The organism is Pseudomonas sp. GL_103 (assembly GCF_057835175.1).
The window spans coordinates 4,247,724-4,269,315 of sequence record NZ_CM174420.1 but is presented as its reverse complement, the minus strand read 5'-3'; the positions used below and the strand labels follow the sequence as shown (position 1 = coordinate 4,269,315).

Annotated in this window: 21 protein-coding genes and 1 pseudogene; 13 read left to right on the top strand and 9 right to left on the bottom strand. The window is 62.1% G+C overall.

Annotated features, from left to right (window positions below):
- Window positions 1–29 precede the first annotated feature (29 nt).
- The 3 genes from AC3IP0_RS19165 to AC3IP0_RS19155 are packed head-to-tail and all read left to right on the top strand — an operon-like array spanning window position 30 to window position 2,053.
- Window positions 30–1,232: an acetyl-CoA C-acyltransferase gene (locus tag AC3IP0_RS19165; RefSeq protein ID WP_489325643.1), complete on the top strand. Its 1,203-nt coding sequence runs from the start codon at window positions 30–32 to the stop codon at window positions 1,230–1,232.
- Entirely contained in the window at window positions 1,233–1,622 is a 390-nt protein-coding gene (locus AC3IP0_RS19160; protein ID WP_489325641.1) for a nuclear transport factor 2 family protein, read from the top strand.
- Window positions 1,619–2,053, top strand: coding sequence for a nuclear transport factor 2 family protein (locus AC3IP0_RS19155; RefSeq protein ID WP_150753078.1), 435 nt, complete (start codon window positions 1,619–1,621; stop codon window positions 2,051–2,053). The genes AC3IP0_RS19160 and AC3IP0_RS19155 overlap by 4 nt, the downstream gene beginning before the upstream one ends.
- On the opposite strand, the gene AC3IP0_RS19150 is transcribed toward AC3IP0_RS19155, so the two are convergent.
- Window positions 2,029–2,532: an SRPBCC family protein gene (locus tag AC3IP0_RS19150; RefSeq protein WP_489316586.1), complete on the bottom strand. Its 504-nt coding sequence runs from the start codon at window positions 2,530–2,532 to the stop codon at window positions 2,029–2,031. The two genes, AC3IP0_RS19155 and AC3IP0_RS19150, sit on opposite strands and share 25 nt — an antisense overlap.
- A gap of 121 nt (window positions 2,533–2,653) precedes the next feature.
- The gene (locus tag AC3IP0_RS19145) at window positions 2,654–3,424 is read right to left on the bottom strand and encodes an SDR family oxidoreductase (RefSeq protein WP_489325639.1); all 771 of its coding nucleotides are present in this window, start codon (window positions 3,422–3,424) and stop codon (window positions 2,654–2,656) included.
- Between the two features lie 158 nt (window positions 3,425–3,582).
- On the opposite strand from AC3IP0_RS19145, the gene AC3IP0_RS19140 reads away from it, so the two are divergent.
- Genes AC3IP0_RS19140 through dmpG form a run of 4 tightly spaced genes read left to right on the top strand, consistent with a single transcriptional unit; the run spans window position 3,583 to window position 7,188 of the window.
- Window positions 3,583–4,425: an alpha/beta fold hydrolase gene (locus tag AC3IP0_RS19140; RefSeq protein WP_489325638.1), complete on the top strand. Its 843-nt coding sequence runs from the start codon at window positions 3,583–3,585 to the stop codon at window positions 4,423–4,425.
- Window positions 4,422–5,213, top strand: coding sequence for a fumarylacetoacetate hydrolase family protein (locus AC3IP0_RS19135; RefSeq protein ID WP_489325637.1), 792 nt, complete (start codon window positions 4,422–4,424; stop codon window positions 5,211–5,213). The genes AC3IP0_RS19140 and AC3IP0_RS19135 overlap by 4 nt, the downstream gene beginning before the upstream one ends.
- Before the next feature lie 18 nt (window positions 5,214–5,231).
- The gene (locus tag AC3IP0_RS19130) at window positions 5,232–6,140 is read left to right on the top strand and encodes an acetaldehyde dehydrogenase (acetylating) (protein WP_046042760.1); all 909 of its coding nucleotides are present in this window, start codon (window positions 5,232–5,234) and stop codon (window positions 6,138–6,140) included.
- 13 nt (window positions 6,141–6,153) lie between these two features.
- Window positions 6,154–7,188: a 4-hydroxy-2-oxovalerate aldolase gene (gene dmpG, locus AC3IP0_RS19125; RefSeq protein WP_223462637.1), complete on the top strand. Its 1,035-nt coding sequence runs from the start codon at window positions 6,154–6,156 to the stop codon at window positions 7,186–7,188.
- A gap of 64 nt (window positions 7,189–7,252) precedes the next feature.
- Here dmpG and AC3IP0_RS19120 read toward each other — a convergent pair whose 3' ends face one another.
- From AC3IP0_RS19120 to AC3IP0_RS19105, 4 genes are all read right to left on the bottom strand, one after another.
- Window positions 7,253–7,420, bottom strand: coding sequence for a hypothetical protein (locus tag AC3IP0_RS19120; RefSeq protein WP_489325635.1), 168 nt, complete (start codon window positions 7,418–7,420; stop codon window positions 7,253–7,255).
- A gap of 167 nt (window positions 7,421–7,587) precedes the next feature.
- A complete protein-coding gene (gene nudE, locus AC3IP0_RS19115) occupies window positions 7,588–8,136 on the bottom strand; it encodes an ADP compounds hydrolase NudE (protein ID WP_489325634.1) in 549 nt (182 codons plus the stop codon).
- Window positions 8,137–8,223: 87 nt separating this feature from the next.
- Entirely contained in the window at window positions 8,224–9,354 is a 1,131-nt protein-coding gene (locus AC3IP0_RS19110; protein WP_095967425.1) for a helix-turn-helix transcriptional regulator, read from the bottom strand.
- Between the two features lie 136 nt (window positions 9,355–9,490).
- The gene (locus AC3IP0_RS19105; RefSeq protein WP_489325633.1) at window positions 9,491–10,534 is read right to left on the bottom strand and encodes a 3-ketosteroid-9-alpha-monooxygenase, oxygenase component; all 1,044 of its coding nucleotides are present in this window, start codon (window positions 10,532–10,534) and stop codon (window positions 9,491–9,493) included.
- A 146-nt stretch (window positions 10,535–10,680) separates the two neighbouring features.
- On the opposite strand from AC3IP0_RS19105, the gene AC3IP0_RS19100 reads away from it, so the two are divergent.
- The 4 genes and pseudogenes from AC3IP0_RS19100 to AC3IP0_RS19085 all read left to right on the top strand — a co-directional run bounded on the left by AC3IP0_RS19100 (window position 10,681) and on the right by AC3IP0_RS19085 (window position 14,274).
- On the top strand, window positions 10,681–11,520 hold the full coding sequence (locus AC3IP0_RS19100) for an SDR family NAD(P)-dependent oxidoreductase (RefSeq protein WP_489325632.1): 840 nt from the start codon (window positions 10,681–10,683) through the stop codon (window positions 11,518–11,520).
- Window positions 11,507–12,433 carry an alpha/beta hydrolase gene (locus AC3IP0_RS19095; RefSeq protein WP_489325630.1) on the top strand — a complete coding sequence of 309 codons (927 nt, stop codon included), beginning with the start codon at window positions 11,507–11,509 and terminating at the stop codon, window positions 12,431–12,433. Before AC3IP0_RS19100 ends, AC3IP0_RS19095 begins: the two co-directional genes overlap by 14 nt.
- The gene (locus AC3IP0_RS19090; RefSeq protein ID WP_489325629.1) at window positions 12,430–13,545 is read left to right on the top strand and encodes a 3,4-dihydroxy-2-butanone-4-phosphate synthase; all 1,116 of its coding nucleotides are present in this window, start codon (window positions 12,430–12,432) and stop codon (window positions 13,543–13,545) included. Before AC3IP0_RS19095 ends, AC3IP0_RS19090 begins: the two co-directional genes overlap by 4 nt.
- 270 nt (window positions 13,546–13,815) lie before the next feature.
- Window positions 13,816–14,274 (top strand): annotated as a pseudogene (locus AC3IP0_RS19085) (REP-associated tyrosine transposase).
- A gap of 226 nt (window positions 14,275–14,500) precedes the next feature.
- Here AC3IP0_RS19085 and surE read toward each other — a convergent pair.
- From surE to AC3IP0_RS19070, 3 genes are all read right to left on the bottom strand, one after another.
- Entirely contained in the window at window positions 14,501–15,478 is a 978-nt protein-coding gene (gene surE, locus AC3IP0_RS19080) for a 5'/3'-nucleotidase SurE (RefSeq protein WP_489316577.1), read from the bottom strand.
- Between the two features lie 79 nt (window positions 15,479–15,557).
- On the bottom strand, window positions 15,558–16,937 hold the full coding sequence (locus tag AC3IP0_RS19075) for a DUF1329 domain-containing protein (protein ID WP_489316576.1): 1,380 nt from the start codon (window positions 16,935–16,937) through the stop codon (window positions 15,558–15,560).
- A 23-nt stretch (window positions 16,938–16,960) separates the two neighbouring features.
- A complete protein-coding gene (locus AC3IP0_RS19070) occupies window positions 16,961–18,478 on the bottom strand; it encodes a DUF1302 domain-containing protein (protein WP_489316575.1) in 1,518 nt (505 codons plus the stop codon).
- A gap of 431 nt (window positions 18,479–18,909) precedes the next feature.
- On the opposite strand from AC3IP0_RS19070, the gene AC3IP0_RS19065 reads away from it, so the two are divergent.
- On the top strand, window positions 18,910–20,652 hold the full coding sequence (locus tag AC3IP0_RS19065; protein ID WP_489316574.1) for an FAD-binding protein: 1,743 nt from the start codon (window positions 18,910–18,912) through the stop codon (window positions 20,650–20,652).
- A complete protein-coding gene (locus AC3IP0_RS19060; RefSeq protein WP_489325627.1) occupies window positions 20,649–21,527 on the top strand; it encodes an SDR family NAD(P)-dependent oxidoreductase in 879 nt (292 codons plus the stop codon). The genes AC3IP0_RS19065 and AC3IP0_RS19060 overlap by 4 nt, the downstream gene beginning before the upstream one ends.
- Window positions 21,528–21,592 lie beyond the last annotated feature (65 nt).

Genomic DNA, 21,592 nt, shown 5'->3' with positions numbered 1-21,592 from the left:
CCTTCAACAGCATTTTCGAGGAATCCAGCATGAAAGAAGCCGTCATCGTTTCCACCGCCCGCACTCCGATCGGCAAAGCCTTTCGCGGTGCGTTCAATGACACCGAAGCGCCGCAACTGGGCGGCCACGTGGTGCGCGAAGCCGTGCGCCGTGCCGGCATCGAGCCGGGTGAAGTGGACGACGTGATCATCGGCGCCGCGGCACAGCAGGGTACGCAGTCCTATAACCTGGGCCGCCTGTGCGCGATCGCCGGCGGCTTGCCGACATCGGTTGCCGGGATGGCCGTCGAGCGCCAGTGCTCTTCGGGCCTGATGAGTATCGCCATGGCCGCCAAAGGCATCATGTGCGACGAAATCGACATCGCCGTGGCCGGTGGCCTGGAGTCGATTTCCCTGGTGCAGAACAAGCACAAGAACCTGTATCGCAACCAGTCCAGCCTGGTGCTCGACCTCGATCCGCACGCTTACATCCCGATGATCGAAACCGCCGAGATCGTCTCCGCGCGCTATGGCATCTCCCGCGACGAGCAGGACGAATACAGCTACCAGAGCCAGCTGCGTACCGCACAGGCCCAGAGCGCCGGGCGCTTCGACCGTGAACTCGCGCCGCTGGCCAGCCGCAAGGCACTGTTCGACAAGGCCACCGGCGAAACCAGTTATGAAACCGTCACCTTGCTGCGTGACGAGTGCAACCGCATCGACACCTCTCGCGAAAGCCTGAACGCCCTGGAACCGGTATGGCCGGGTGGTCAATGGAGCGAGAAGGGCCGCTTCATCACCGCCGGCAATGCTTCGCAGCTATCCGATGGCGCATCGGCCTCGGTGTTGATGAGCGCCAAAATGGCCGAGAAGCGTGGCCTGGAGCCGCTGGGGATCTATCGCGGCATGGCCGTCGCCGGCTGCAATTCCGACGAGATGGGCATCGGCCCGATCTACGCCATTCCCAAGCTGCTCAAGCGCCACGGCCTGACCATGGACCACATCGGCCTGTGGGAGTTGAACGAAGCGTTCGCCTGTCAGGTGCTGTACTGCCGCGACACCCTGGGCATTCCGGCCGAACGCCTGAACGTCAACGGCGGGGCGATCTCCATCGGCCATCCGTTCGGCATGTCCGGGGCGCGGATGGTCGGCCACGCGTTGGTCGAAGGTCAGCGTCGCGGCTTGCGTTACGTGGTGGTGAGCATGTGCATCGGTGGCGGCATGGGCGCTGCTGCTCTGTTCGAGGTGGTCTGAATGATCAGCGCACAACAGATTCAGGCCACCATGGCCCGCTACGTGGAGCTGGTGGATGCCAGCGACATCGACGGTATCCTCGCGCTCTACGCCAAAGACGCCTCCGTTGAAGACCCGGTCGGCCAGGCGCCGTTGCAGGGCATCGACGCCATCGCGCGCTTTTACCGTGAAGGGCTGGGGTCGATGAAGGTCTCCGCAACCCAGACCGGCCCGGTGCGCGCGACACTCAACGGTTACGGCGCGATGCCATTCCGGGTCGACATGGAGTGGGGCGGGCAACCGTGCTCGCTGCATGTGATCGACGTGATGGAGTTCGACGTCGACGGCAAGATCCGCTCGATGAAAGCCTTCTGGAGTGAGGTCAATGTGACGACGCGAGGTGCAGCATGAACCTGGAACAGCGGATCGCTCGCCTGGAAGCGCTGGAGGACATCCGCCAGCTCAAGCATCGCTACCTCAATGCCTGCGACCTCAAGCAGGTCGAGGTGATTGCCGACTGCTTTGCCGAAGGTGAAGTGCTGATCGATTACGGTCCGTTGGGGATCTTTCGCGAGCGCGACAGTTTTGTCGCGCTGTACCGCGAACTGGCTTGCCATGAGCGGGTGATCGACCTGCATCACGGCGCCAACCCGGAAATCGAGGTGCTGAACGAGGATCAGGCCCAGGGCCGTTGGGCCCTGTGGTATTTCAACCTGGATGGCGAGAGCGGGGCGACGCGGCAGTTGGGTGGGTTCTATCAGGACCGTTACCAGCGTATCGCCGGGCAATGGAAGATCGTCGCCACCCGTTTTACCGCTCACTCGGAAGTGGCGCGTTCCTGAAGGCGGGTTTCGATCCGGTCGGGGTTCTGTGTCCGGCCGGTTTCGTAGAAGGCCTTGAGGTTCTCGGCAATCTGCTGCACGACCTTGTTGAAGGCTTTTGCCAGCAACCATTCAAACAGCCTGCCACCGCGCAGGCTGTAATTCATTTGCAGGGTGATACGGGTCGCATTGCCTTCGGCTTGCAAGGCATAACTGAAACTCGCCTCGCGAAACGGAAAGGGCGAGTCATTGCCGCCCTTGTGCAACCGCAGCACGAACCCCGTGCCTTCCTGCCACTGCACCACGCTTTCATCCAGATACTGACCGCCCTTGCGCAACACCCGGCGGCTGGCGCCCAAGCCTTCGATTGCGCCAGGATGAAACTGACAGCCAGTAAGGCCCGGCACGTAGTGCGGGGCCAGGCTCAGGTCGCGCAGTTTGGCCCAGGCGGCTGGTGGTGGGAGATCGAGCAAAACACTGTGGCTGGCGATTGCGGGCATGTCGGAAATCCTCTTGTTATTTGACTGCTTGAAAGATCGCAGCCTCGTTTCACTCGACAGCTCCTACAGAGATTGAGGTTCAACCGTAGGAGCTGTCGAGTGAAACGAGGCTGCGATGTTTTCAGGATTGGGCTGCGTCGAGAAACGCTGGGCGTTCGCCCGCGCCATGCACCGCGATGTCCGCGCCGCTGACGTAACGGGCCAGTTTCGAAGCCAGGTACAGGCAGGTGTCGCCAATGTCCTCCGGGGTCGCCAGACGTTGCAACGGAATGGTCGCCGCCACCCGGGCAATGCCCGCGTCGTCACCATAATGCATGGCCGCCTGCTCGGTGAGAATCAGCCCGGCAGTGACGGCGTTGACCCGCACCTTCGGCGCCCATTCCACCGCCAGCGAGGTGGTCAGGTTCAGCAGACCGGCCTTGGCCGCGCCGTAAGCGGCGGTGCCGGGGGAAGGGCGGGTGGCGCTGACGCTGCAGATGTTGATGATCGCGCCGCCGTCGGTCTGGGCCTGCATCACCTGGTTGGCCTGCTGGCACAGGTTCAGCGGTGCGATCAGGTTCAAACGGATGATTGCCTCGCTGAAACGCGGCGAGGCGGTGGCTGCGTCGGCATTTGGCGAGCCACCGGCGTTGTTGACCAGCACATCGAGGCGGCCGAAGCGCTCGACGATTTGTGCGATCAAGCGCCCGGACTGCTCGACATCCCGCAGGTCACAGGGCAGGAACAGCGCCTCGCGTCCGGCGCTGGCAGGCAAGGTTTGGGGTGCTTCGCGACCACAAATCACCACCTCGGCGCCGCAGTCGAGGAAGCGCTGGCTGATGCCGCGTCCGACACCTTTGCCACCGCCGGTGACCAGTACCACTTTGCCGTGAAAGTCCGTTGGATCAAGCATGGGAGTTCTCTTTTTGTCGCTCGGGAATGCCGTCGATGCTAGGTCCGCAGCCTTGCGCAGGCCAACGTCCAAAGGGACTAGGTAGTCTTGTCGGACGATGTTGCGCACCCGGCCCCTCGGAATAATCCGGCTACAACAACAGGCCGGGAGGACACCTTATGGGCGCTTCAGCGCAAGGGCACTTCGTTACGCTGCCGGATGGTTTGCAGCTGCACTACAAAGACATCGGCGGGCAAGACACCGGCAACGGCGAGCCGGTGATTTTCATCCATGGCAGCGGGCCGGGCGCCAGCGGTCACAGCAATTTCAAGCAGAACTACCCGGTGTTCGCCGAGGCTGGATACCGGGTGATCGTCCCGGATCTACCGGGCTACGGCGCTTCGGACAAACCCGACACCCTCTACACCCTGGACTTCTTTGTCGCAGCGCTGAGCGGTTTGCTCGATGCCCTCGACATCCAGCGCTGCGTGCTGGTCGGCAACTCCCTGGGCGGCGCGATCGCGATCAAACTGGCCCTCGACCAACCGCCGCGTGTCAGCCGTCTGGTGCTGATGGCGCCCGGTGGCCTGATGGAAAAGGAACAGTATTACCTGCAGATGGAAGGCATCCAGAAAATGGGTGCGGCTTTCGCCAAGGGTGAGTTGAACGATGCGGCGGGTATGCGTCGTCTGTTGGCCCTGCAACTGTTCGATGAAAGCCTGATCAGCGACGAAACGGTCAACGAGCGCGTCGCCGTGGTGCAACAGCAGCCGGTGTGCGTGCTGTCGACCATGCAGGTGCCGAACATGACGTCGCGCCTGGGCGAATTGCAGTGCCCGATCCTCGGTTTCTGGGGCATGAACGACAAGTTCTGCCCGTCCTCCGGTGCCCAGACCATGCTTGAAAACTGCTCCGGCATCCGTTTCGTGATGCTCAGCGAGTGCGGGCATTGGGTCCAGGTCGAGCACCGTGACTTTTTCAACCGCCAGTGCCTGGCGTTTCTTCAGGAGGCCCGCGGATGAGCGTGCAATTGCGCCGTGAGTTCGGCGAAGAGCTTTATCAGGCGCTGCTCAGCGGCTCCACCCTGGCGCCGCTGACCGAGCGCTGGCCGTCGATCAGCATCGAAGACGCCTATCACATTTCCCTGTACGCCATTGAGCGTCGGGTGGCGGCCGGTGACCAGATCGTCGGCAAGAAAATCGGTGTGACCTCGGCGGCGGTTCAGCAGATGCTCAACGTGCATCAGCCGGATTTCGGCTTCATCACGCGGCAGATGTCGTTCGATGACGATGCCCGGATTTCCCTGTCCGCCAACAAACTGATCCAGCCCCGTGCCGAGGGCGAGATTGCGTTCAAGCTCAAGCATGATCTGGTCGGCCCCGGTATCACCGAAGCCGACGTGCTGGCCGCCACTGAATATGTGATGCCATGCTTCGAGATTGTCGACTCGCGGATTCATGACTGGCGCATCCGCATCCAGGACACGGTCGCAGACAACGCTTCTTGCGGCGTATTTGTGCTGGGCGATAGCCAGGTCGACCCGCGCGAGCTGGACCTGCCGAACTTGCGCATGCGCGTGTTCAAGAATGGCGAGCCCTTGAGCGAAGGCCTGGGTTCGGCGGTGCAGGGCAATCCGCTGACCGCCGTGGCCTGGCTGGCCAACACCCTCGGTGCCTTCGGCATTCCGTTCAAGGCCGGGGAAATCATCCTGTCCGGCTCGCTGGTGCCGCTGGAACCGGCCCGCGCCGGCGACTGTTTTGAACTGACTATTGATGGCCTGGGCAGTGCCCGGGTGTCTTTCTGCGCCTGACTTTTGGAGTTTGACCCAATGAGCAAAAAACTCAGAGCGGCCATTATCGGCCCGGGCAACATCGGCACCGATCTGCTGATGAAAATGTGCCGATCGGAATGGATCGAGCCAGTGTGGATGGTGGGTGTCGACCCTGAATCCGAGGGCCTGAAACGTGCTCGGGAAATGGGCATCAAAACCACCGCCGGTGGTGTCGACGGCTTGCTGCCCCACGTCCTCGACGATGACATTCGCATTGCCTTCGATGCCACCTCGGCCTACGTGCATGCGGAAAACAGCCGCAAGCTCAACGAACTGGGGGTGATCATGATCGACCTCACGCCGGCGGCCATCGGCCCGTTCTGCGTGCCGCCGGTCAACCTCAAGGAGCATGCGTCGAGCCTGGCGATGAACGTCAACATGGTCACCTGCGGTGGCCAGGCGACTATCCCGATGGTGGCAGCGGTGTCGCGGGTGCAGCCGGTGAGCTACGGCGAAATCGTCGCGACGGTTTCTTCCGGTTCGGTCGGCCCGGGCACGCGGCAGAACATCGACGAGTTCACCCGCACCACCGCCGGTGCGGTGGAGAAGATCGGCGGCGCCCGACGCGGCAAGGCGATCATCGTGATCAACCCGGCCGAGCCTCCGTTGATGATGCGCGACACCATCCACTGCCTGACCGATGACGAGCCGAACCAGGACGCGATCCGCACCTCGGTGCTGGAGATGGTCCGCGAGGTGCAGCGCTATGTGCCCGGCTACAAGCTGATCAACGGGCCGGTGTTCGACGGGCGCAAGGTGTCGATTTTCATCGAGGTCGAAGGCCTCGGCGATTTCCTGCCCAAGTCCGCCGGCAACCTCGACATCATGACCGCTGCCGGTTTGCGCACCGCCGAGATGTTCGCCGAAGAAGCCCACAAGGGCACCCTGCAACTGCCTGCCCGTTGAGTGGAGAATCTCTATGAATTTGCAAGGTAAGAGCGTCCGTCTGCATGACATGAGCCTGCGCGACGGCATGCACGCCAAACAGCACCAGATCAGCATTGAACAAATGGTCTCGGTGGCCACCGGCCTCGATGCGGCCGGTGTGCCGCTGATCGAAATCACCCACGGCGATGGCCTGGGCGGTGCTTCGCTGAACTACGGTTTCCCGGCCCACAGTGACGAGGAGTATTTCGCCGCGGTGATCCCGCAGATGAAACAGGCCAAGGTTTCGGCCCTGTTGTTGCCGGGGATCGGTACTCTCGACCATCTGAAAATGGCCCACGAACACGGTGTGTCGACCATTCGTGTGGCGACCCACTGCACCGAGGCTGACGTGTCCGGCCAGCACATTGGCATGTCGGCGAAGATGGGCCTGGACACCGTCGGCTTCCTGATGATGGCGCACATGGTCAGCCCGGAGAAACTGCTGGAACAGGCGCGATTGATGGAGAGCTACGGCGCCAATTGCATCTACTGCACCGACTCGGCCGGCTACATGCTGCCCGATGAAGTGACGCAAAAGATAGGGGCCCTGCGTGCCGGACTGAATGCCGGGACCGAAGTCGGTTTCCACGGCCACCACAACATGGGCATGGCCATCGCCAACTCCCTGGCCGCCATCGAGGCCGGTGCTGCGCGCATCGACGGTTCGGTCGCGGGCCTTGGCGCGGGGGCGGGCAATACGCCGCTGGAAGTGTTCGTCGCGGTGCTGGAGCGGATGGGTGTCAACAGTGGTATCGACCTGTACAAGATCATGGACGTGGCCGAGGACCTGGTGGTGCCGATGATGGACCAGCCGATCCGCCTCGACCGCGATGCCCTGACACTCGGTTACGCCGGGGTCTACAGCTCGTTCCTGCTGTTCGCCAAGCGTGCCGAGCAGAAGTACGGGATTGCTGCTCGCGAGCTGCTGGTGGAGTTGGGCCGACGCGGTACAGTGGGTGGTCAGGAGGACATGATCGAAGACCTGGCGCTGACCCTGTCGCGGGCCAGGGGTGTACTGCCTACCTGATTATTACGGCAACGAAAAAACCACCGATGATTCGGTGGTTTTTTATGCCTGGTGTACTCCTCGCTCAGGGCAGCAAGTTGCGCACCAGTGGCGGATAGCAGTTGATGGCCGTGCTCGCACAGCTGAAGTACGCCGTGGTCGGTCGGTAGGCTTCGTTCTTGAACAGCTGGCACAGACTGGTGGAAGCACCCGCACAGAGGATGATGAACAGAGCACAAGTAGATTTGCGCATGATGAGTCTCGACACGGTTTTATTGTTGTAGAGACAGGGTATGGCGACGATTCGCGAATGGCTTCGTCCGAATGGACTAGCTGATGACATTCCATTGTTCTGTGATCAATTGTGGCGAGGGAGCTTGCTCCCTCGCCACAGGTGCGGCAAGTCATTCGAGACTGGCATCAGTCGCGGCGGGCGAGGGCGCCCATGGCCATGAACAGCGCCGCAATCGCCCTGGCTTCATGCAGGTCGCCACGGGCCACCAGTTCGGGGATCTGCGCCAGAGGTACGCGAAGGCATTCCAGGGGTTCGGGTTCGTCGCCTTGCAGTTGGCAGGGGCTCAGTTGTTCGGCCAGTACCACCCGGTAGCGATGGCACAAATGCCCTGGTGCCAGTGTCAGCTCGCCCAGTTCGGTGAGGCGGGCGGCGCGCATGCCGACTTCTTCGCTCAGCTCGCGCTGCGCCGCCTGCAAATAGTCTTCATCGGGCTCGGCACCGCCCTTGGGCAGGCCAAGAATGGTTTTTTCCACACCGACCGCGTATTCGCGCACCAGCAGCACATGCTCTGGGTCGGGCATCGCCACCAGCATCACCGAGCGATAACCGGTGCCGCGCAGGCGTTCGTAGACCCGCTGCTGGCCGTTGCTGAATTGCAGGTGCAGGGCTTCGATCTGAAAGTGGCCGCTTTGCGCCAGCAGTTCAGTCTTGAGGATGGTTGGGCAGTTGCGCATGGGGCAGTCCCCTGTTTGGGATAAAGACACTGTGCGCCGTACAACGGGAGCCGCCATCGTCCGAGCGGACGAGGGCGGCAAGGAGGGTTAGCCGAGGGTCGCCACGCTGCGCAGGATCAGGCGCACCAGCATGGTCTGGCGGGTCACGCCGGTCTTGGAGAAGGTCGAGCGCAGGTGTGCCCGCGAGGTGTTACGGCTGATGCCCAGCTCTTCCGAGGCTTCGTCGAGGGTCAAGCCGTTGGCCAGCAGCATCGCCAGCTGGGTTTCCGCCGGGGTGAAGTCGAACAGTGCGCGAACGATTTCCTGCGGTGCGGTGGATTGCTGCTCCGGGTCGCTGATGAAAATCACCACGGTCGGGCACTGCTTGCCTTCGCTCCAGTCGGTCAATGGCACCGAGCGCACGATGATACCCAAGTCCGCTTTCCCGGACGGTCGCTGCACACGCAGGGCTTCGACCACCGACGGGTTGCTGCTCTTTTGCGACAGCAGCGACTGCTTGACCAGTCGGCGGAACTCCTGGGTATCCCGGGCCGTACCGACCTGCAGGCCATCGTTGACCAGTTTGATGCCGTCCTTTTCCTGGATCAGCCGGTCGGCGACCTGGTTGGTCTGCAGCACCTTGCCGGATTCGTCGAGGATGATCGTGCCGACCGCCATCTGGTTCACCGCGCCGGCGTACAGGTTGCGCTCGGCTTCGATGCGGTTGAGTTGCATGTGGATCTTGATCGAACGTTCCAGGTGCGGAATGAAATGCGTGAGCATGGCCTTTTCTTCATTGCCGAAAGGCTTGTCGTCACGTCCACGGCTGATACGAATGCGGCACTGGGCGCCGTCGACGGTGTTGATGTCGGCACCGAGGATGTGGAACACGTCCACCGGTTCAAGGAAGTTCTTGTAGAACTCGGAATTCTGCCAGTCGTCGTTGGAGACGAACTCGGCGAGGGTCACGACCTGGCGGTTGGGCAGGTCGACAAACGGATCCAAGCTGAAAAAGTGTTTGTTGTACGACGCGGTCGCCTCGGTCGAGGTGCCGGTGGTGTTGACCATCAGGCCGTCCACGTGGGCGCTGGGCGGACGCAGGATGAAGGTCACGTACTTGCTGTTCAGATGCACATTGAGCTGATTGAGAAAAGTAGCCCAAGGAATGGTTTCCAGCGGCCCCTGATAGAGGTTGCCGATCAAATCACTGAACGTATCGAGGCTGAGGCTCTGCTGCATGGGGAAAAACCGTTTTTATTATTAGCATTGGCGGTGGCCGAGAATAAGCGCCGGTATCGACTCCTTGCAACGCTTGGGCTCAGGGCCTGACAGGCGGCTGCCGGTCAGGCCCGGGGCGGGCGAAAAGCCGCTGACGTCAGACCCGTTCGCTGGCCCGCACGACAAACTTTTTGTGTTCGGCAACGTCGGCCGACAGCGCTTCCACATCGGTGTAGAACTGCTCGTACCAACGACGCAACTGGTAGACCGGACCGTCGCCGTCACACAGCAGCGGGTTGTCGACGCGGGTCTTGCTGTGCCAGATGGCCACGTCTTCGTAGAAGGCTGCCTGCGCCTGCGCCACGTAGGCCTTGGCCATCGCCTGGTTCTGCTCTTCGCTGAGCCCCGGGATCTTCTTCACCAGCACGCCGTAGCGCAGGGTGAAGCTGTCCAGATCGATCGGTACGTGGCAGTTGAGCAGGATCGAGTGGATCGGCTGGCCGTTCATAGCGCCGTTCATTTCGGTGATCTGATAGGCCGGGCCGAAATAGGTGGCTTCGGTGGTCAGCACGCTGTCGCCGGACAGGCGCTCACTGCGGGCTCGCATGATCTGGGTGGCCAGGTGGCCGTGGAAAATGTTGATGAACTCGTCGACCGGCGCGCCGTGAACGGTGCCGAAGTGCGCCATGTCGGCGATGTTGTCGATCAGTTCGCGGCAGTTGGTGCCAATCTGCAGTTCGGCGACTTCCCACGCCGCCCATTCGTCGCTGTAGCAGGCATCGATGCGTGGAATGCACTGTTCCGGCAGCGGCGGGTTGCCTTCGGGGTCGTTCCAGACGAACAGCAGCTGGTTCTCTTCCATGATCGGCCAGCTCTTGATCTTGGCTCGTGGCGGGATGCGCTTGGCATAAGGGATGTCATCGCAAACACCATCGGCGCCCCAGCGCCAGGCGTGGAACGGGCAGCGAATCGAGTTGCCTTCAACGCAACCGGTGCTCAGGTCGGCGCCCATGTGCGGGCAGTAGCCATCAAGAATATGCAGTTCGCCGTCTTCACCCTGGAACGCCACCAGGCGGGTGCCGAACACCTCCAGGCGATGGGCCTTGCCGTCGCGGTATTGCGCGGCCAGGCCCAGGCAATGCCAGCCGCGGGCGTAACGGTCTTCCAGCAGTTTGGCTTCGATGCGGTGCAGGGTACTCATCTTATTATTCTCCCAAGGGATCACGGGTTTGGCGCATGTAACGGATTCTGCCGCCCCTGTAAAAGCGGGCATCGTCTGAATGGACGATGGCTGCTTTTGGCTGGCCCGCTCTACTGGCGACATTGGACCCATGGCAGGAGTAGGCGATGAGTAATGAACAAGGGCCGGTAGCGGTGATTACCGGAGCCGCCAGTGGTATTGGCCGAGGCTTGGCCGAACACGCGGCGAAACTGGGCATGCGCCTGGTGCTGGCGGATCGGGATGCAGCGGGCCTGCAAGCCCTGTGCGACGAATTGAAGACCAGCGGTGCGCAAGCGATTGCCTGCGTCACCGATGTCGGTGATGTGAAGCAGGTCGAGCGCTTGCGTGACCGGGCTGTCGAGCACTTTGGCGGGGTCGACCTGCTGTTCAACAACGCCGGGGTGATGCAAACCGGCTTCAGCTGGGAAATCACCGAGGCGCAATGGCAGCGCATACTGAACGTCAACCTCAATGGCGTGATAAACGGCATTCGCAGCTTTGTGCCGCTGCTGCTCAGTCAGGGCCGGGCAGCCCATGTGATCAACACGGCGTCCCTTGCCGGACTGGTCAGCAGTCCGTTGATGGCACCGTACAACGTGACCAAGCAGGCCGTGGTCGCGCTCTCGGAAACCCTGCATTACGAACTCGCCATGATCGGTGCACCGGTGTCGGTTTCGGTGCTGTGCCCGGGGCCGGTGGCCAGTGAAATCATGGCGTCGAACCAGGTGGCGGGTACCGCCGGATCCGACTTCAATCAATTGCTCGACAGCACCGTTCGCCTGGGTATGACCCCGGCGGAGCTGGCCGCGCAAGTGTTCGACGCCGTCGCGCAAAAGCGTTTCTGGATCCTGCCCCACAAGAGTTTCAAACCGGCCCTTGAACGCCGTCTGCAAAGCATCCTGGAAGAAACCAATCCGCAGTTTCAAATGACTGACGTAGAGGACGATGTCCATGCCGCTCGATAAGCAGATCGCTGGAGTACTCCAGCAGTTTCGCGACATCCCGGAGCCCGATTTCAGTCAGGTCGATGCCGCACAGTACCGGCAGTTCTCCGACAACCTGCTGCCTGCCATCCCCGGCGAACCGATGAGCGAGGTGCGTGACCTGCGGGTGGCCGGCGCGGACGGTGATCTGGACGCACGGCTGTACCGGCCATCGGAAGAACCCAACCTGCCGTTACTGGTGTTTTTCCATGGCGGCGGATTTGTCATGGGCAATCTCGATACCCACGACAATCTCTGCCGCTCGCTGGCCCGCCAGACCGAAGCGGTGGTGGTGTCGGTGGCCTACCGACTGGCTCCGGAAAACAAGTTCCCGGCTGCACCGCTCGATTGTTATGCGGCCACTTGCTGGCTGGTTGAGCACGCGGCTGAACTGCGCGTCGATGGCAGCCGGCTGGCCGTGGCCGGGGACAGTGCGGGGGGCAATCTGGCGCTGGCTGTCAGTCAGTTGGCGGCACGACGCCAGGGGCCGAAGATCAGCTATCAGTGCCTGTTTTATCCGGTCACTGACGCAGGTTGCGACTCTCAGTCCTTCGAAGACTTTGCCGAGAGCTATCTGCTTTCCGCCGGGATGATGCGCTGGTTCTGGCAGCAGTACCTGCAAGACGTCGGACAGGCGGAAGATACATTGGCCTCGCCGTTGCGCGCCGAGAGTCTGGCGGGATTGCCGCCGACGACCCTGATGACCGCCGAATTCGACCCGTTGCGCGATGAGGGCGAGGCAATGGCCGAGTGCTTGCGCGAGGCCGGTGTGCCTGTGCGGGTGCAGCGTTGTGACGGCATGATCCACGGCTTTATCAGCATGGCGCCGTTTGTCGAAGGGGCGGCGCATGCCTTGTCCGATGCGGCGGCCGACTTGCGTGGGGCGCTCAAATGAGCGGCCTGGCTTTCAACACGGTGCCGCAACTGATCGAGGCCATTGGCGCAGGTCACATGGTGGTGATCACCGACGACGAACACAACGGCGAAGGCTCGTTGCTGATGGCCGCCGAACAGGCCGGGGCCGAGGCCGTCACCTTCATGGCGGTGCAGGCACGCGGGCTGATTTGCCTGGCCCTGACGGAGCAGCGCTGCCGCGCGCTGGGCCTGGACCTGATGGTGCCCAACTCCCGGGCGCAACATGGCGTGGGTTTTACCCGCTCGATCGAAGCCGCTACCGGGGTGTCCACGGGTATCTCGGCGGCAGACCGGGCGCGGTCGATCCAGGTGGCGGTCGACCCGGCCAGTGTTCCGACGGACCTGGTGCAACCGGGGCATATCTTCCCGGTGCAAGCCTTGCCCGGCGGCGTGATGCAGCGGGCCGGACATGTCGAGGCCGCTTGCGACCTGACGCGACTGGCGGGGCTGCAACCGGCGGCAACCCTGGTGGGCATTCTCAACGAAGACGGCGAACTGGCCCGTGGCGCCGAGTTGCATGACTTCGCCCAGCGCCATGGCTTGCGGATCGGCACCATTGCCGACCTGATTCACTACCGGATCCTGCATGAAGGCACGATCGAGCGCGGCGGCGAATATCCGTTGTATACCCGCCACGGCGAGTTCCAGGTGACCACCTATCAGGACACCTACCAGGGCTCGTTGCACCTGGCGCTGGTCAAGGGCCGGATCGACAGCACGCAACCGGTGCTGGTGCGGGTGCAAAGCATCGAGACGTTGCGTGACGTGCTGGGGTGTGAAGGCGAAGGCGGGCCGCAACAGTGGACCCTGGAGCGTTCGCTGGCCAGTATCGCGGCGGCCGGTAGCGGTGTGCTGGTACTGCTGGCGAAAAAGGAAACTGCCGAGGGCGTGCTTGAACAACTGCGTCAGCGCAATGGAGGAAAACACCTGGCGTCACAGTTTCCGCAACGGACCCTGGGCATCGGCGCGCAGATCCTGCGCGACCAGAACGTGCGCAAAATTCGCCTGATGAGCTCGCCTGTGCCGTATAAGGCCGTTTCCGGGTTTGATCTGGAAGTGACGGAGTTCGTGCCGTTCCAGCCGGCAAACTGAAGCAAACACAAAACCTGTGGGAGCGAGCTTGCTCGCGATGGCGGAGTGTCAGGCGCCATCGATGTTGAATGGGCCGGCCTCACCGCGAGCAAGCTCGCTCCCACAGGGTTAAAGGGTGTATGCAATATCTGCGAGCAGCCGAAATCATTGTGGGAGCGAGCTTGCTCGCGATAGCTATCGATTGGTCACATCCAGTCAAAAGCTTACCCAACGCTCAAGCATCTACCGGTCTAGCCTTCCTCCTGAATTCACCATGGAGAGGGCAAAGGAATGCCGGATTTACCCGCCTCACATCGCCTGCGCACAGGCCGCTATCCTGAACCGAACAGGATTTACCTGCTGACGAGCAACACGCTGGACCGAGAACCGGTTTTCAAGGATTTCGGTTTGGGCAGGCTAGTCGTCAATCAATTTCAATATGCACAGGAACAATACTGGGCGAACTCTTTAGCCTGGGTCGTCATGCCCGATCATTTTCATTGGTTGATCGAGTTGCAGCAGTGCTCACTCAGTCAGCTGATGTAAAAAACCAAATCATTGAGTACGCGGGCCGTGAACATGTCCGTCGGACGTAAAGGCAGTCTTTGGCAGCAGGGCTATCATGATCGGGCGTTGAGGCGTGATGAGGACCTGGTAAAGCTTGCTCGATATGTCGTCGCCAACCCGTTACGTGCTGGATTGGTGGAGAAGCTGGGCGATTATCCGCTGTGGGACGCGATATGGGTTTGATCCGTAACCGCGTTGCCACCATCACGAGCAAGCTCGCTCCCACAATGATTTTTGGATAGCCGCAGATGTTGCGCACACCAGATAACCCTGTGGGAGCGAGCTTGCTCGCGATGGCGGTCTGTCAGGCGACATCGATGTTGGATGTGCCGGCCTCTTCGCGGGCAAGCCCGCTCCCACAGGGATTTGGGTGGTTCACAGAAGTTGCGTACACCCCATCTGCATTGGCTTAAGGCTTGATCCCGCGCAACATCTTCTTCGCCTGGTCCTGCATCGCCTGCGGCGCGGTCATGTTGCCGTCGATCACGGTGATCACCGCGTGGCCTTGCCACAGTTGATAGGCATCAGCCTTTTGTTGGGCTTCGGTCGGTGTCGACGGTGGGGCCAGGTTGACGTGGACCACGCCGTCGGCGCCGCGCTGTGAGGTGAAGTTCACCCGATCCCAGTTGCCGATAGGCGCAAAGCTCACGCCTTTGACTTCTTCGGGTTTCAGGGGCGGGTAGTTGAGGTTCAGGCCGCTGACACCTGGCAGGCCGAGCACGTTCAGTGCGCAGTCATGTTTGTTTTTGGCGCAGGATTTTTTCGCTTCGGTACCGGCCAGGCTCGCCTGTTCTATGACCTTCACGGCAAAGCGCGCCGTGTCGTCCATGGCACCGAGGGTCTTGCGATACCCGGCTTGCTGATCGCGGATGATCAGGTCCATGTCGATGGCCGTGGACACCGCTACCGCCGGAATCCCTTTGAACATCGCGCGCACCGCAGCGTTGAGGGTGCCGGACATCTGCGTCAGCGGACCTACGTTTTCGCCGAAGTTGCTGCCGGACACCACCAGGTCTGGCGGCGAATCCTTGAGGATCACATCAAGGCCGACATTCACCGCATCCACTGGCGTGCCGATGGCAGAGGTCTTGCCGGCGGGCGGTGTATAGCCATCCGGCGGGCCGACACAAAACCGGCCCGGCGCTAGCTCGGTCACCGCCAGGGCCTGGCCGGGTACGACCACGCTGGCGGCACTGATGCCGCTGCTGTCGTTCAACGGGCCGACCAGGGTGACCTTGTGCCCGGCAGCGGTCAGGGCGCGGTACATCGCATCGATGCCGGGCGCGCGGCAGCCATCGTCGTTGGTCAGCAAAATGTTCAGGGCGTTGGCTTGCATCGACAGGCCAACGCTGGCCATGGCGATGATGCCGGTGAGGAGTTTGTTCATGGCGGAGTCTTCCGTGGAAGGAGCGGATTTTACAAAGCACAACGCCCCGACCGAATGATTCGGTCGGGGCGCGGTGAGTTTAGCGGGTGCCGAGTTTGCGCAGGTTGCCAGGGGTGAATTCGTCTTCGGTGAAGGCGGTGGCGTTGAGCTTGGCCGGTTTCTGATCGACCAGCATCCGGTCAACCAGGTAGGAGCCGGCGATCAGGTCATGGTAGATCCCGAGGCGAGCGTGGTAGCGCTGTATCTCGTAGGCGTAGATCGAGGTCTGCATGTTGGTGCGCCACAACTGGCCGCGGCTGTCGTAGTTGTCGGCCATGGTTGCGGACCAGCTGTCCTCATCCAGGTACATCACTCGCTTGGCGTACACATGGCGGGCACCTTCCTTGAGGTTGGCCTGCAACACCCAGACGCGGTGCTTCTCGTAGCGCATGTACTGCGGATCGACGTGACCGGTGCTGGCCAGGATCTGGTCGGCCGTTACGCTCGGGTCGTCGATCTTGTAGTTGTGGTACGGAATGTAGATCTCTTTCTTACCGACGATGGTCCAGTTGTAGCGGTCCGGCGCACCGTTGAACAAACGGTCTTCGTCGTACACGCGAAAACCGCCAGCACCTGTCGGCGAGTCGTAGCCGACGGTCGGAGCGCGACGTACCCGGCGTTGACCGGGGCTGTACTGCCAGGCCTGGCGCGGGGAGGCGGTCGGGTTGATGAACTCGTGACCGACCACGATCTCGCCTTTCTTGCGCACCGGTTCCAGGGTGGTGATCAGGAAGTTGGTGAGCACGCCGTTGGCCGTCTCCAGGGATTTGTCCGGACTGGACCAGATCGAGAAGATCTTGTAGTTGACCTCTTCGAGCACCTTTTCCTTGTTGGAGTACACCACCGCCTGGCCGTAGTTGGCCTCTTCAGTGTTGGCGCGTGACTGCAAGGTATGGTTGAACATCAATTCGCTGCCGTTCTTCGGGATCGGGAACGGAGAGGCACCCCAGGCGTTTTTCGTGTCGTTGTTGTCATTGTCGAGTTCGGCAGTGACGGCGTTTTTCTTGACCAGGTCTTCCATGCGCTGTTCGAGGCGGAAGTCGCGGTGGCTTGGGTACACCGGGATCTTGAAGGTATCCGGGTAACGCTTGAGCAGCGCTTTCTGGCCATCGGTCAGGTTGTCGGCGTACTTGTCCATGTTCTTCGAGTCGATCACGAACAGTGGTTTTTCCGCGGCGTACGGATCCGGGTACGGCGTACCGGGGCCGGCGTATTTGAGACCTGGTGGCAGGCCGCGCCATTTGCCGGACCAGGCCGGGATGCTGCCATCGGCGTTGCCGGCTTTTTCGGCGCCCATCGGGGTCAGGTCCTGGCCCAGGCGGGCGGCTTCTTCGGGGCTGACCTTGGCGTAGGACTGGCCGCTGCCGAGCAGACCGACGGTCAATGCCGTGCTCAGTAAGGTTTGGGTGAATCTGGACATGCTGTGCTCCTCCGACAGGGGAATCAGAACCGGTACTTGAAGTTGAGCGCGACGTTGTCGCGGTCGGCCAACGGGCTGTTGTTGGCACTGGCGAGGTAGGCGTTGTAGCGGGCCTCGACGGTGAAGTTGCCCAGGTAGCGCCACGAACTGCCGATGCTGGCGCGGTTATCGTTCTGGCCGGCGTTGATCGAGCCGACCATCGAGCTGTCGCCGTGGGCGGCGGCGCTGAAGGTGACAGGCACCGACATGTCCCATCCGCTGAACACGTCGTTGTAGTCAAAGTTCGCCTGCACCGTGTAGCCCCAGGCATCGCGGTCATAGACCAGGCTGTCGGTTCCCGGCAGCGCGAAGCCCGGCGCCAGGGTCACCGGCTGCGACTCGTCGTTGCTGACCACGGTGTTGTAGACCAGCTCGCCGGTCAGGCTGGTGTTGTCGGCGAAGGCGGTCGGGCCGAGCACGTAGATCATCGACGTTTGCGCTTGTATGGTTTTGCCACGCACGGGGCTGGAGAAACCGTTGTCGACCATCACCGGCGTGCCGTCGCGGTAGCTGACTTCACCGGCCCAGCTGACGTCGCCCAGCACGGTGGCGAAACTCGCGCCGAACAAGTCGATGTTGTCGAAGTAGCGCACCTGGTAGCGGCCCAGGGTCGATGCGAAGTCCAGCGACGGCGTCTTGTCGTGATAACGCGAGTAGTAGATGCCGAACTCGGTGTTGTTCAGCGACTCGGCGGCGTAGGTGAAGGCCAGACCGTACTGGCCGCTGTCGCTCGGTTTGTCGTCCTTTAGACGGGTGACGAAACCGGAGGCGTCGTTGAAGCCGCCCTCGTCGATGAAGTCGGTGGTGGAGAAGTAGCTACCCACGCCGAACAGCTCGGTCTTTTCCCACTTGTATTGGTAGTAGGCCTGGATACCCAGGCTTTCAGTCAGGGCGAACTGGGTGAACAGTTGGCCGACCGGCAGCAGGATTTCCTTGACCTCGACGCCCGGGGTGGTCGCCTTGGTCGCGTCCACCGGGCTCTGGGCCGCGGAAATACCCGGGTAGAACAGGCTTTCACCCCAGCTCACCACCTGGTTACCCAGGCGCGCGTTGAGGGCATGGCCGCCCACGTCCCAGGTGCCATAGGCGTAGTAATCGAGCATGCGCAGTTCATTGCGGTGCTGGTCGATGGTGTCCTGGGAGAAACGGTCGGGCTTGCTGCAATGGCCGCCGGCGAAGCAGTTGGAAGTGCCGGTGGTGTTGTCGTTGTCCTGATCGTAGACGTTGTCGTAGAAGCCCGTTGCCCGGACGAACACGCCGTAGTCGTCTTGCCACTTGATGTTGGCTTCGGTGAGAAAGCCACTGCGGTTGTTGATCAGGCTGCCTTTGTCGAATGCGTTGTCGCCGTCGTTGCCGTTGGCATTGGCGGTCAGTTTGTGATCGCGAGACTCGGTCCGCCAGGCGAGGCTGTACGTCAGTGTGGTGTCCCAGTCGATGCTCAAGTCTTCGCTTGGCTGAAAGCTCATGGCGTTAACTTGTGCGCTAAGTCCGCCAGCCAGCATCAGTAGAACAAGCTGTGTGCGAGGGTGCTGTGTTGGTGGGGCGATTATTGTTTTTATCATGTCGTCCTCATGGCCCAGGTCAGACCTGCCCGACCTGCATTTCAGGGGGGTGATTGGTGTTGTGGGCGACTATGGAGTCACGACTTGCGCGCAACATCGTCCAAGCGGACTAAGCGATTTGTACGGCACAGCGGTTGCTGTAGGAGCTGCCGAAGGCTGCGATCTTTTGACCTTGCTTTGAAAAATAAAAAGATCGCAGCCTCGTTGCACTCGTCAGCTCCTACAGGAGAATTGGGGGGCGGCCTTCGCCTTAGTCCCATCGGACGATGAACACCCGGCGCGTGCGGCGAACAATCCCGAGACCGACTGCACCGGGCGAAGATCCGGCGGTGGCGGTTTCTGCCTGATGGGCGCTGAACAAGGGTGATCGCATGAACGCTGCCGGGATCAAATGGGACGAGTGCTGTGATGTGTTGGTGATTGGCTCGGGAGCCGGGGGCATGACCGCTGCGCTGCGCGCCCACGACCTGGGGCTGAATGCGCTGCTGATCGAAAAGAGCGGCGAGTACGGCGGCACCTCGGCGGTGTCCGGCGGCGGCATCTGGATCCCCAACAACCACCGGATCAACGCGATCGGCGGCAGTGATTCGGCGGCCGAAGCGATTGCCTACATCCGCGCCGTGACCCATGGCGAGATCGACGACGGACGCATCGAAGCCTATGTCGAGCACGGCCGGGAGATGGTCGAGTACCTGGAACAACACACTCGCGTGCGCTTCGAGGCGCAACCGCGCTACGCCGATTACTACCCGGAAGTCGAGGGTGGCAAACCGGGCTATCGCTCGATGGATCCGCAACCGTTCGATGCCGCCGAACTCGGCGAAGAATTCTTGCGCATGCGCGCACCGTCCCCCGGCACCCTGATGATGGGGCGCATGGCGATGACCATGAAAGAGGCGCAAGTGCTGCTGTGCCGTGGCCCCGGCTGGTTGCGCCTGACCCTGCGGGTGATGTGGCGCTACTGGCGTGATCGCGAGGGGCGGTGTTTGTCCCGTCGCGACCGTTTCCTGACCCTGGGCAATGCCTTGATCGGTGCCTTGCGCTGTTCGTTGCAGGATCGCGGCAAGTCGCTGTGGCTCGACTGTGCGCTGGAAGAACTGCTGCTGGTCGGCGATCGGGTCGGCGGGGCGCGGGTCAATCGCAACGGTCAGTTGCTCAACGTCAAGGCACGCTACGGGGTGATCATTGCCGCCGGTGGTTTCGAGCGTAACCAGGCGATGCGCGAGCAGTACCTGCCGCAGCCGTCCCAGGCCAACTGGAGCGCCACGCCACCGAACAATACCGGCGACGGCATCCGCGCCGGCCAGGCCCTCGGCGCGCGGACCGCGCTGATGGAGCACAGCTGGTGGGCGCCGACCACTTACGTCAAGGGCGAAGAAAAACAGCGCGCGCTGTTCGTTGAACGCACCTTGCCGGGGTGCGTGATGGTCAACGCGGCGGGGGAGCGTTTCGTCAACGAAGCCGCGCCCTACACCGATATCGTTTACGCGATGTACGCCAACAACCGCGAAGGTGCAGCAAGCGTGCCGTGCTGGATGGTGTTCGACGCCGAGTTCCGCCGCAAATACCCGTGCGGCGCCTTGCTGCCGGGCTATGCCCAGCGTGATTGGCAATTGCCCGAGCATTTGCGTGATTACTTCCAAAAGGCGTCGAGCCTGGAAGAACTGGCGACGAAAATCGGCGTCGACGCTGGCGGGCTGGTGCGTACCGTGCAGCGCTTCAACGGCATGGCCGTGCAGGGTGTCGACGAGGATTTCCACAAGGGCGAATCGCTGTTCGACCGCTACTACGGCGACCCCAACGTGCAACCCAATCCGTGCCTGGCGCCGTTGCTCAAGGGGCCGTTCTACGCCGTGCGCATCGACGCCGGCGACATCGGCACCAAGGGTGGCCTGCTGACCGACGTGCACGCCCGCGTGTTGCATGAAGACGGCGAACCGATCAACGGTCTGTACGCCATCGGCAACAGCGCCGCCTCGATGATGGGCCGCACCTATCCGGGTGCCGGTTCGACCATCGGCCCGGCCATGACCTTCGGTTACCTGGCCGCCAATCACATCAAGCGCCAGAGCGAAACCGCTTCGGCGAAAACCTTGTTCGGGAGTGTCGAATGATCAGTCAGCATCCACAGATCGCCGTAGTGACCGGCGCCAGTCGCGGAGTCGGGCAGGGCATTGCCCTGGCCCTCGGGGCGGCGGGCATGACGGTGTATGTCACCGGTCGTGCCCCGGCGCAGGGCGGGTCGAATCTGTATGGGCATGCCTTGCGCGGTTCGCTGGAGGACACCGCTGCTGCGATCACCGCCGCCGGTGGGCGCGGTATCGCGGTGGTCTGTGATCATGCCGATGACGCCCAGGTACAGGCGCTGTTTAGCCGTGTGGAAGATGAGTGCGGGCATCTGGATCTGCTGGTGAACAACGCCGCGTTCATCCATGACCGGTTGATCGAGCCGGGGCCGTTCTGGGCCAAGCCGCTGGAGCTGGTGCGCATTCTCGACGTCGGTCTGCGCTCGGCCTACATCGCCAGCTTCTACGCCGCGCCGCTGTTGCTGAAAAGTGCCCAGGGGCTGATTTGCTTTACCTCGTCGTTCGGTGCCGGGTGCTACATGCATGGCCCGGCGTACGGCGCGCAAAAGGCCGGGGTCGACAAACTGGCGGCGGACATGGCGATCGATTTTGAAGGGCCGGGCGTGGCGGCGTTGTCGCTTTGGCTCGGCCCGCAACTGACCGAACGCACGAAGATTGCCGGTGAACAGCATGGCGAGCAGTACCAGGCGTTTCTGGCCCAGGCCGAGACCCCGCAATTCAACGGGCAGGTGATTCATGCCTTGCTCAATGATCCGCAGTTGATGGCGTTGTCCGGGCAGACCCTGATCACCGCTGAAATCGCCCCTGGCTACGGCATCAGCGAAGCCGAAGGCCGCCAGCCACCGTCCCACCGCGCCATGCTCGGCGACCCGCGCCAGCAGCATCCGGCGCGGGTGGTCTGAAACAAGCAAAAAATCGCAGCCTTCGGCAGCTCCTACAGGGATCGGTGTACACCTGTAGGAGCTGC

What these genes read in the sequence shown, in the direction of transcription:
- AC3IP0_RS19145 (WP_489325639.1), bottom strand. Translation starts at nt 3,424, where the DNA reads ATGCTTGATCCAACGGACTTTCACGGCAAAGTGGTACTGGTCACCGGC.
- AC3IP0_RS19150 (WP_489316586.1), bottom strand. Translation starts at nt 2,532, where the DNA reads ATGCCCGCAATCGCCAGCCACAGTGTTTTGCTCGATCTCCCACCACCA.
- dmpG (WP_223462637.1), top strand. Translation starts at nt 6,154, where the DNA reads ATGAATTTGCAAGGTAAGAGCGTCCGTCTGCATGACATGAGCCTGCGC.
- AC3IP0_RS19100 (WP_489325632.1), top strand. Translation starts at nt 10,681, where the DNA reads ATGAGTAATGAACAAGGGCCGGTAGCGGTGATTACCGGAGCCGCCAGT.
- AC3IP0_RS19075 (WP_489316576.1), bottom strand. Translation starts at nt 16,937, where the DNA reads ATGTCCAGATTCACCCAAACCTTACTGAGCACGGCATTGACCGTCGGT.
- AC3IP0_RS19160 (WP_489325641.1), top strand. Translation starts at nt 1,233, where the DNA reads ATGATCAGCGCACAACAGATTCAGGCCACCATGGCCCGCTACGTGGAG.
- AC3IP0_RS19090 (WP_489325629.1), top strand. Translation starts at nt 12,430, where the DNA reads ATGAGCGGCCTGGCTTTCAACACGGTGCCGCAACTGATCGAGGCCATT.
- AC3IP0_RS19165 (WP_489325643.1), top strand. Translation starts at nt 30, where the DNA reads ATGAAAGAAGCCGTCATCGTTTCCACCGCCCGCACTCCGATCGGCAAA.
- AC3IP0_RS19105 (WP_489325633.1), bottom strand. Translation starts at nt 10,534, where the DNA reads ATGAGTACCCTGCACCGCATCGAAGCCAAACTGCTGGAAGACCGTTAC.
- AC3IP0_RS19095 (WP_489325630.1), top strand. Translation starts at nt 11,507, where the DNA reads ATGCCGCTCGATAAGCAGATCGCTGGAGTACTCCAGCAGTTTCGCGAC.
- AC3IP0_RS19135 (WP_489325637.1), top strand. Translation starts at nt 4,422, where the DNA reads ATGAGCGTGCAATTGCGCCGTGAGTTCGGCGAAGAGCTTTATCAGGCG.
- AC3IP0_RS19065 (WP_489316574.1), top strand. Translation starts at nt 18,910, where the DNA reads ATGAACGCTGCCGGGATCAAATGGGACGAGTGCTGTGATGTGTTGGTG.
- AC3IP0_RS19120 (WP_489325635.1), bottom strand. Translation starts at nt 7,420, where the DNA reads ATGCGCAAATCTACTTGTGCTCTGTTCATCATCCTCTGTGCGGGTGCT.
- AC3IP0_RS19110 (WP_095967425.1), bottom strand. Translation starts at nt 9,354, where the DNA reads ATGCAGCAGAGCCTCAGCCTCGATACGTTCAGTGATTTGATCGGCAAC.
- AC3IP0_RS19130 (WP_046042760.1), top strand. Translation starts at nt 5,232, where the DNA reads ATGAGCAAAAAACTCAGAGCGGCCATTATCGGCCCGGGCAACATCGGC.
- AC3IP0_RS19060 (WP_489325627.1), top strand. Translation starts at nt 20,649, where the DNA reads ATGATCAGTCAGCATCCACAGATCGCCGTAGTGACCGGCGCCAGTCGC.
- AC3IP0_RS19155 (WP_150753078.1), top strand. Translation starts at nt 1,619, where the DNA reads ATGAACCTGGAACAGCGGATCGCTCGCCTGGAAGCGCTGGAGGACATC.
- nudE (WP_489325634.1), bottom strand. Translation starts at nt 8,136, where the DNA reads ATGCGCAACTGCCCAACCATCCTCAAGACTGAACTGCTGGCGCAAAGC.
- surE (WP_489316577.1), bottom strand. Translation starts at nt 15,478, where the DNA reads ATGAACAAACTCCTCACCGGCATCATCGCCATGGCCAGCGTTGGCCTG.
- AC3IP0_RS19140 (WP_489325638.1), top strand. Translation starts at nt 3,583, where the DNA reads ATGGGCGCTTCAGCGCAAGGGCACTTCGTTACGCTGCCGGATGGTTTG.
- AC3IP0_RS19070 (WP_489316575.1), bottom strand. Translation starts at nt 18,478, where the DNA reads ATGCTGGCTGGCGGACTTAGCGCACAAGTTAACGCCATGAGCTTTCAG.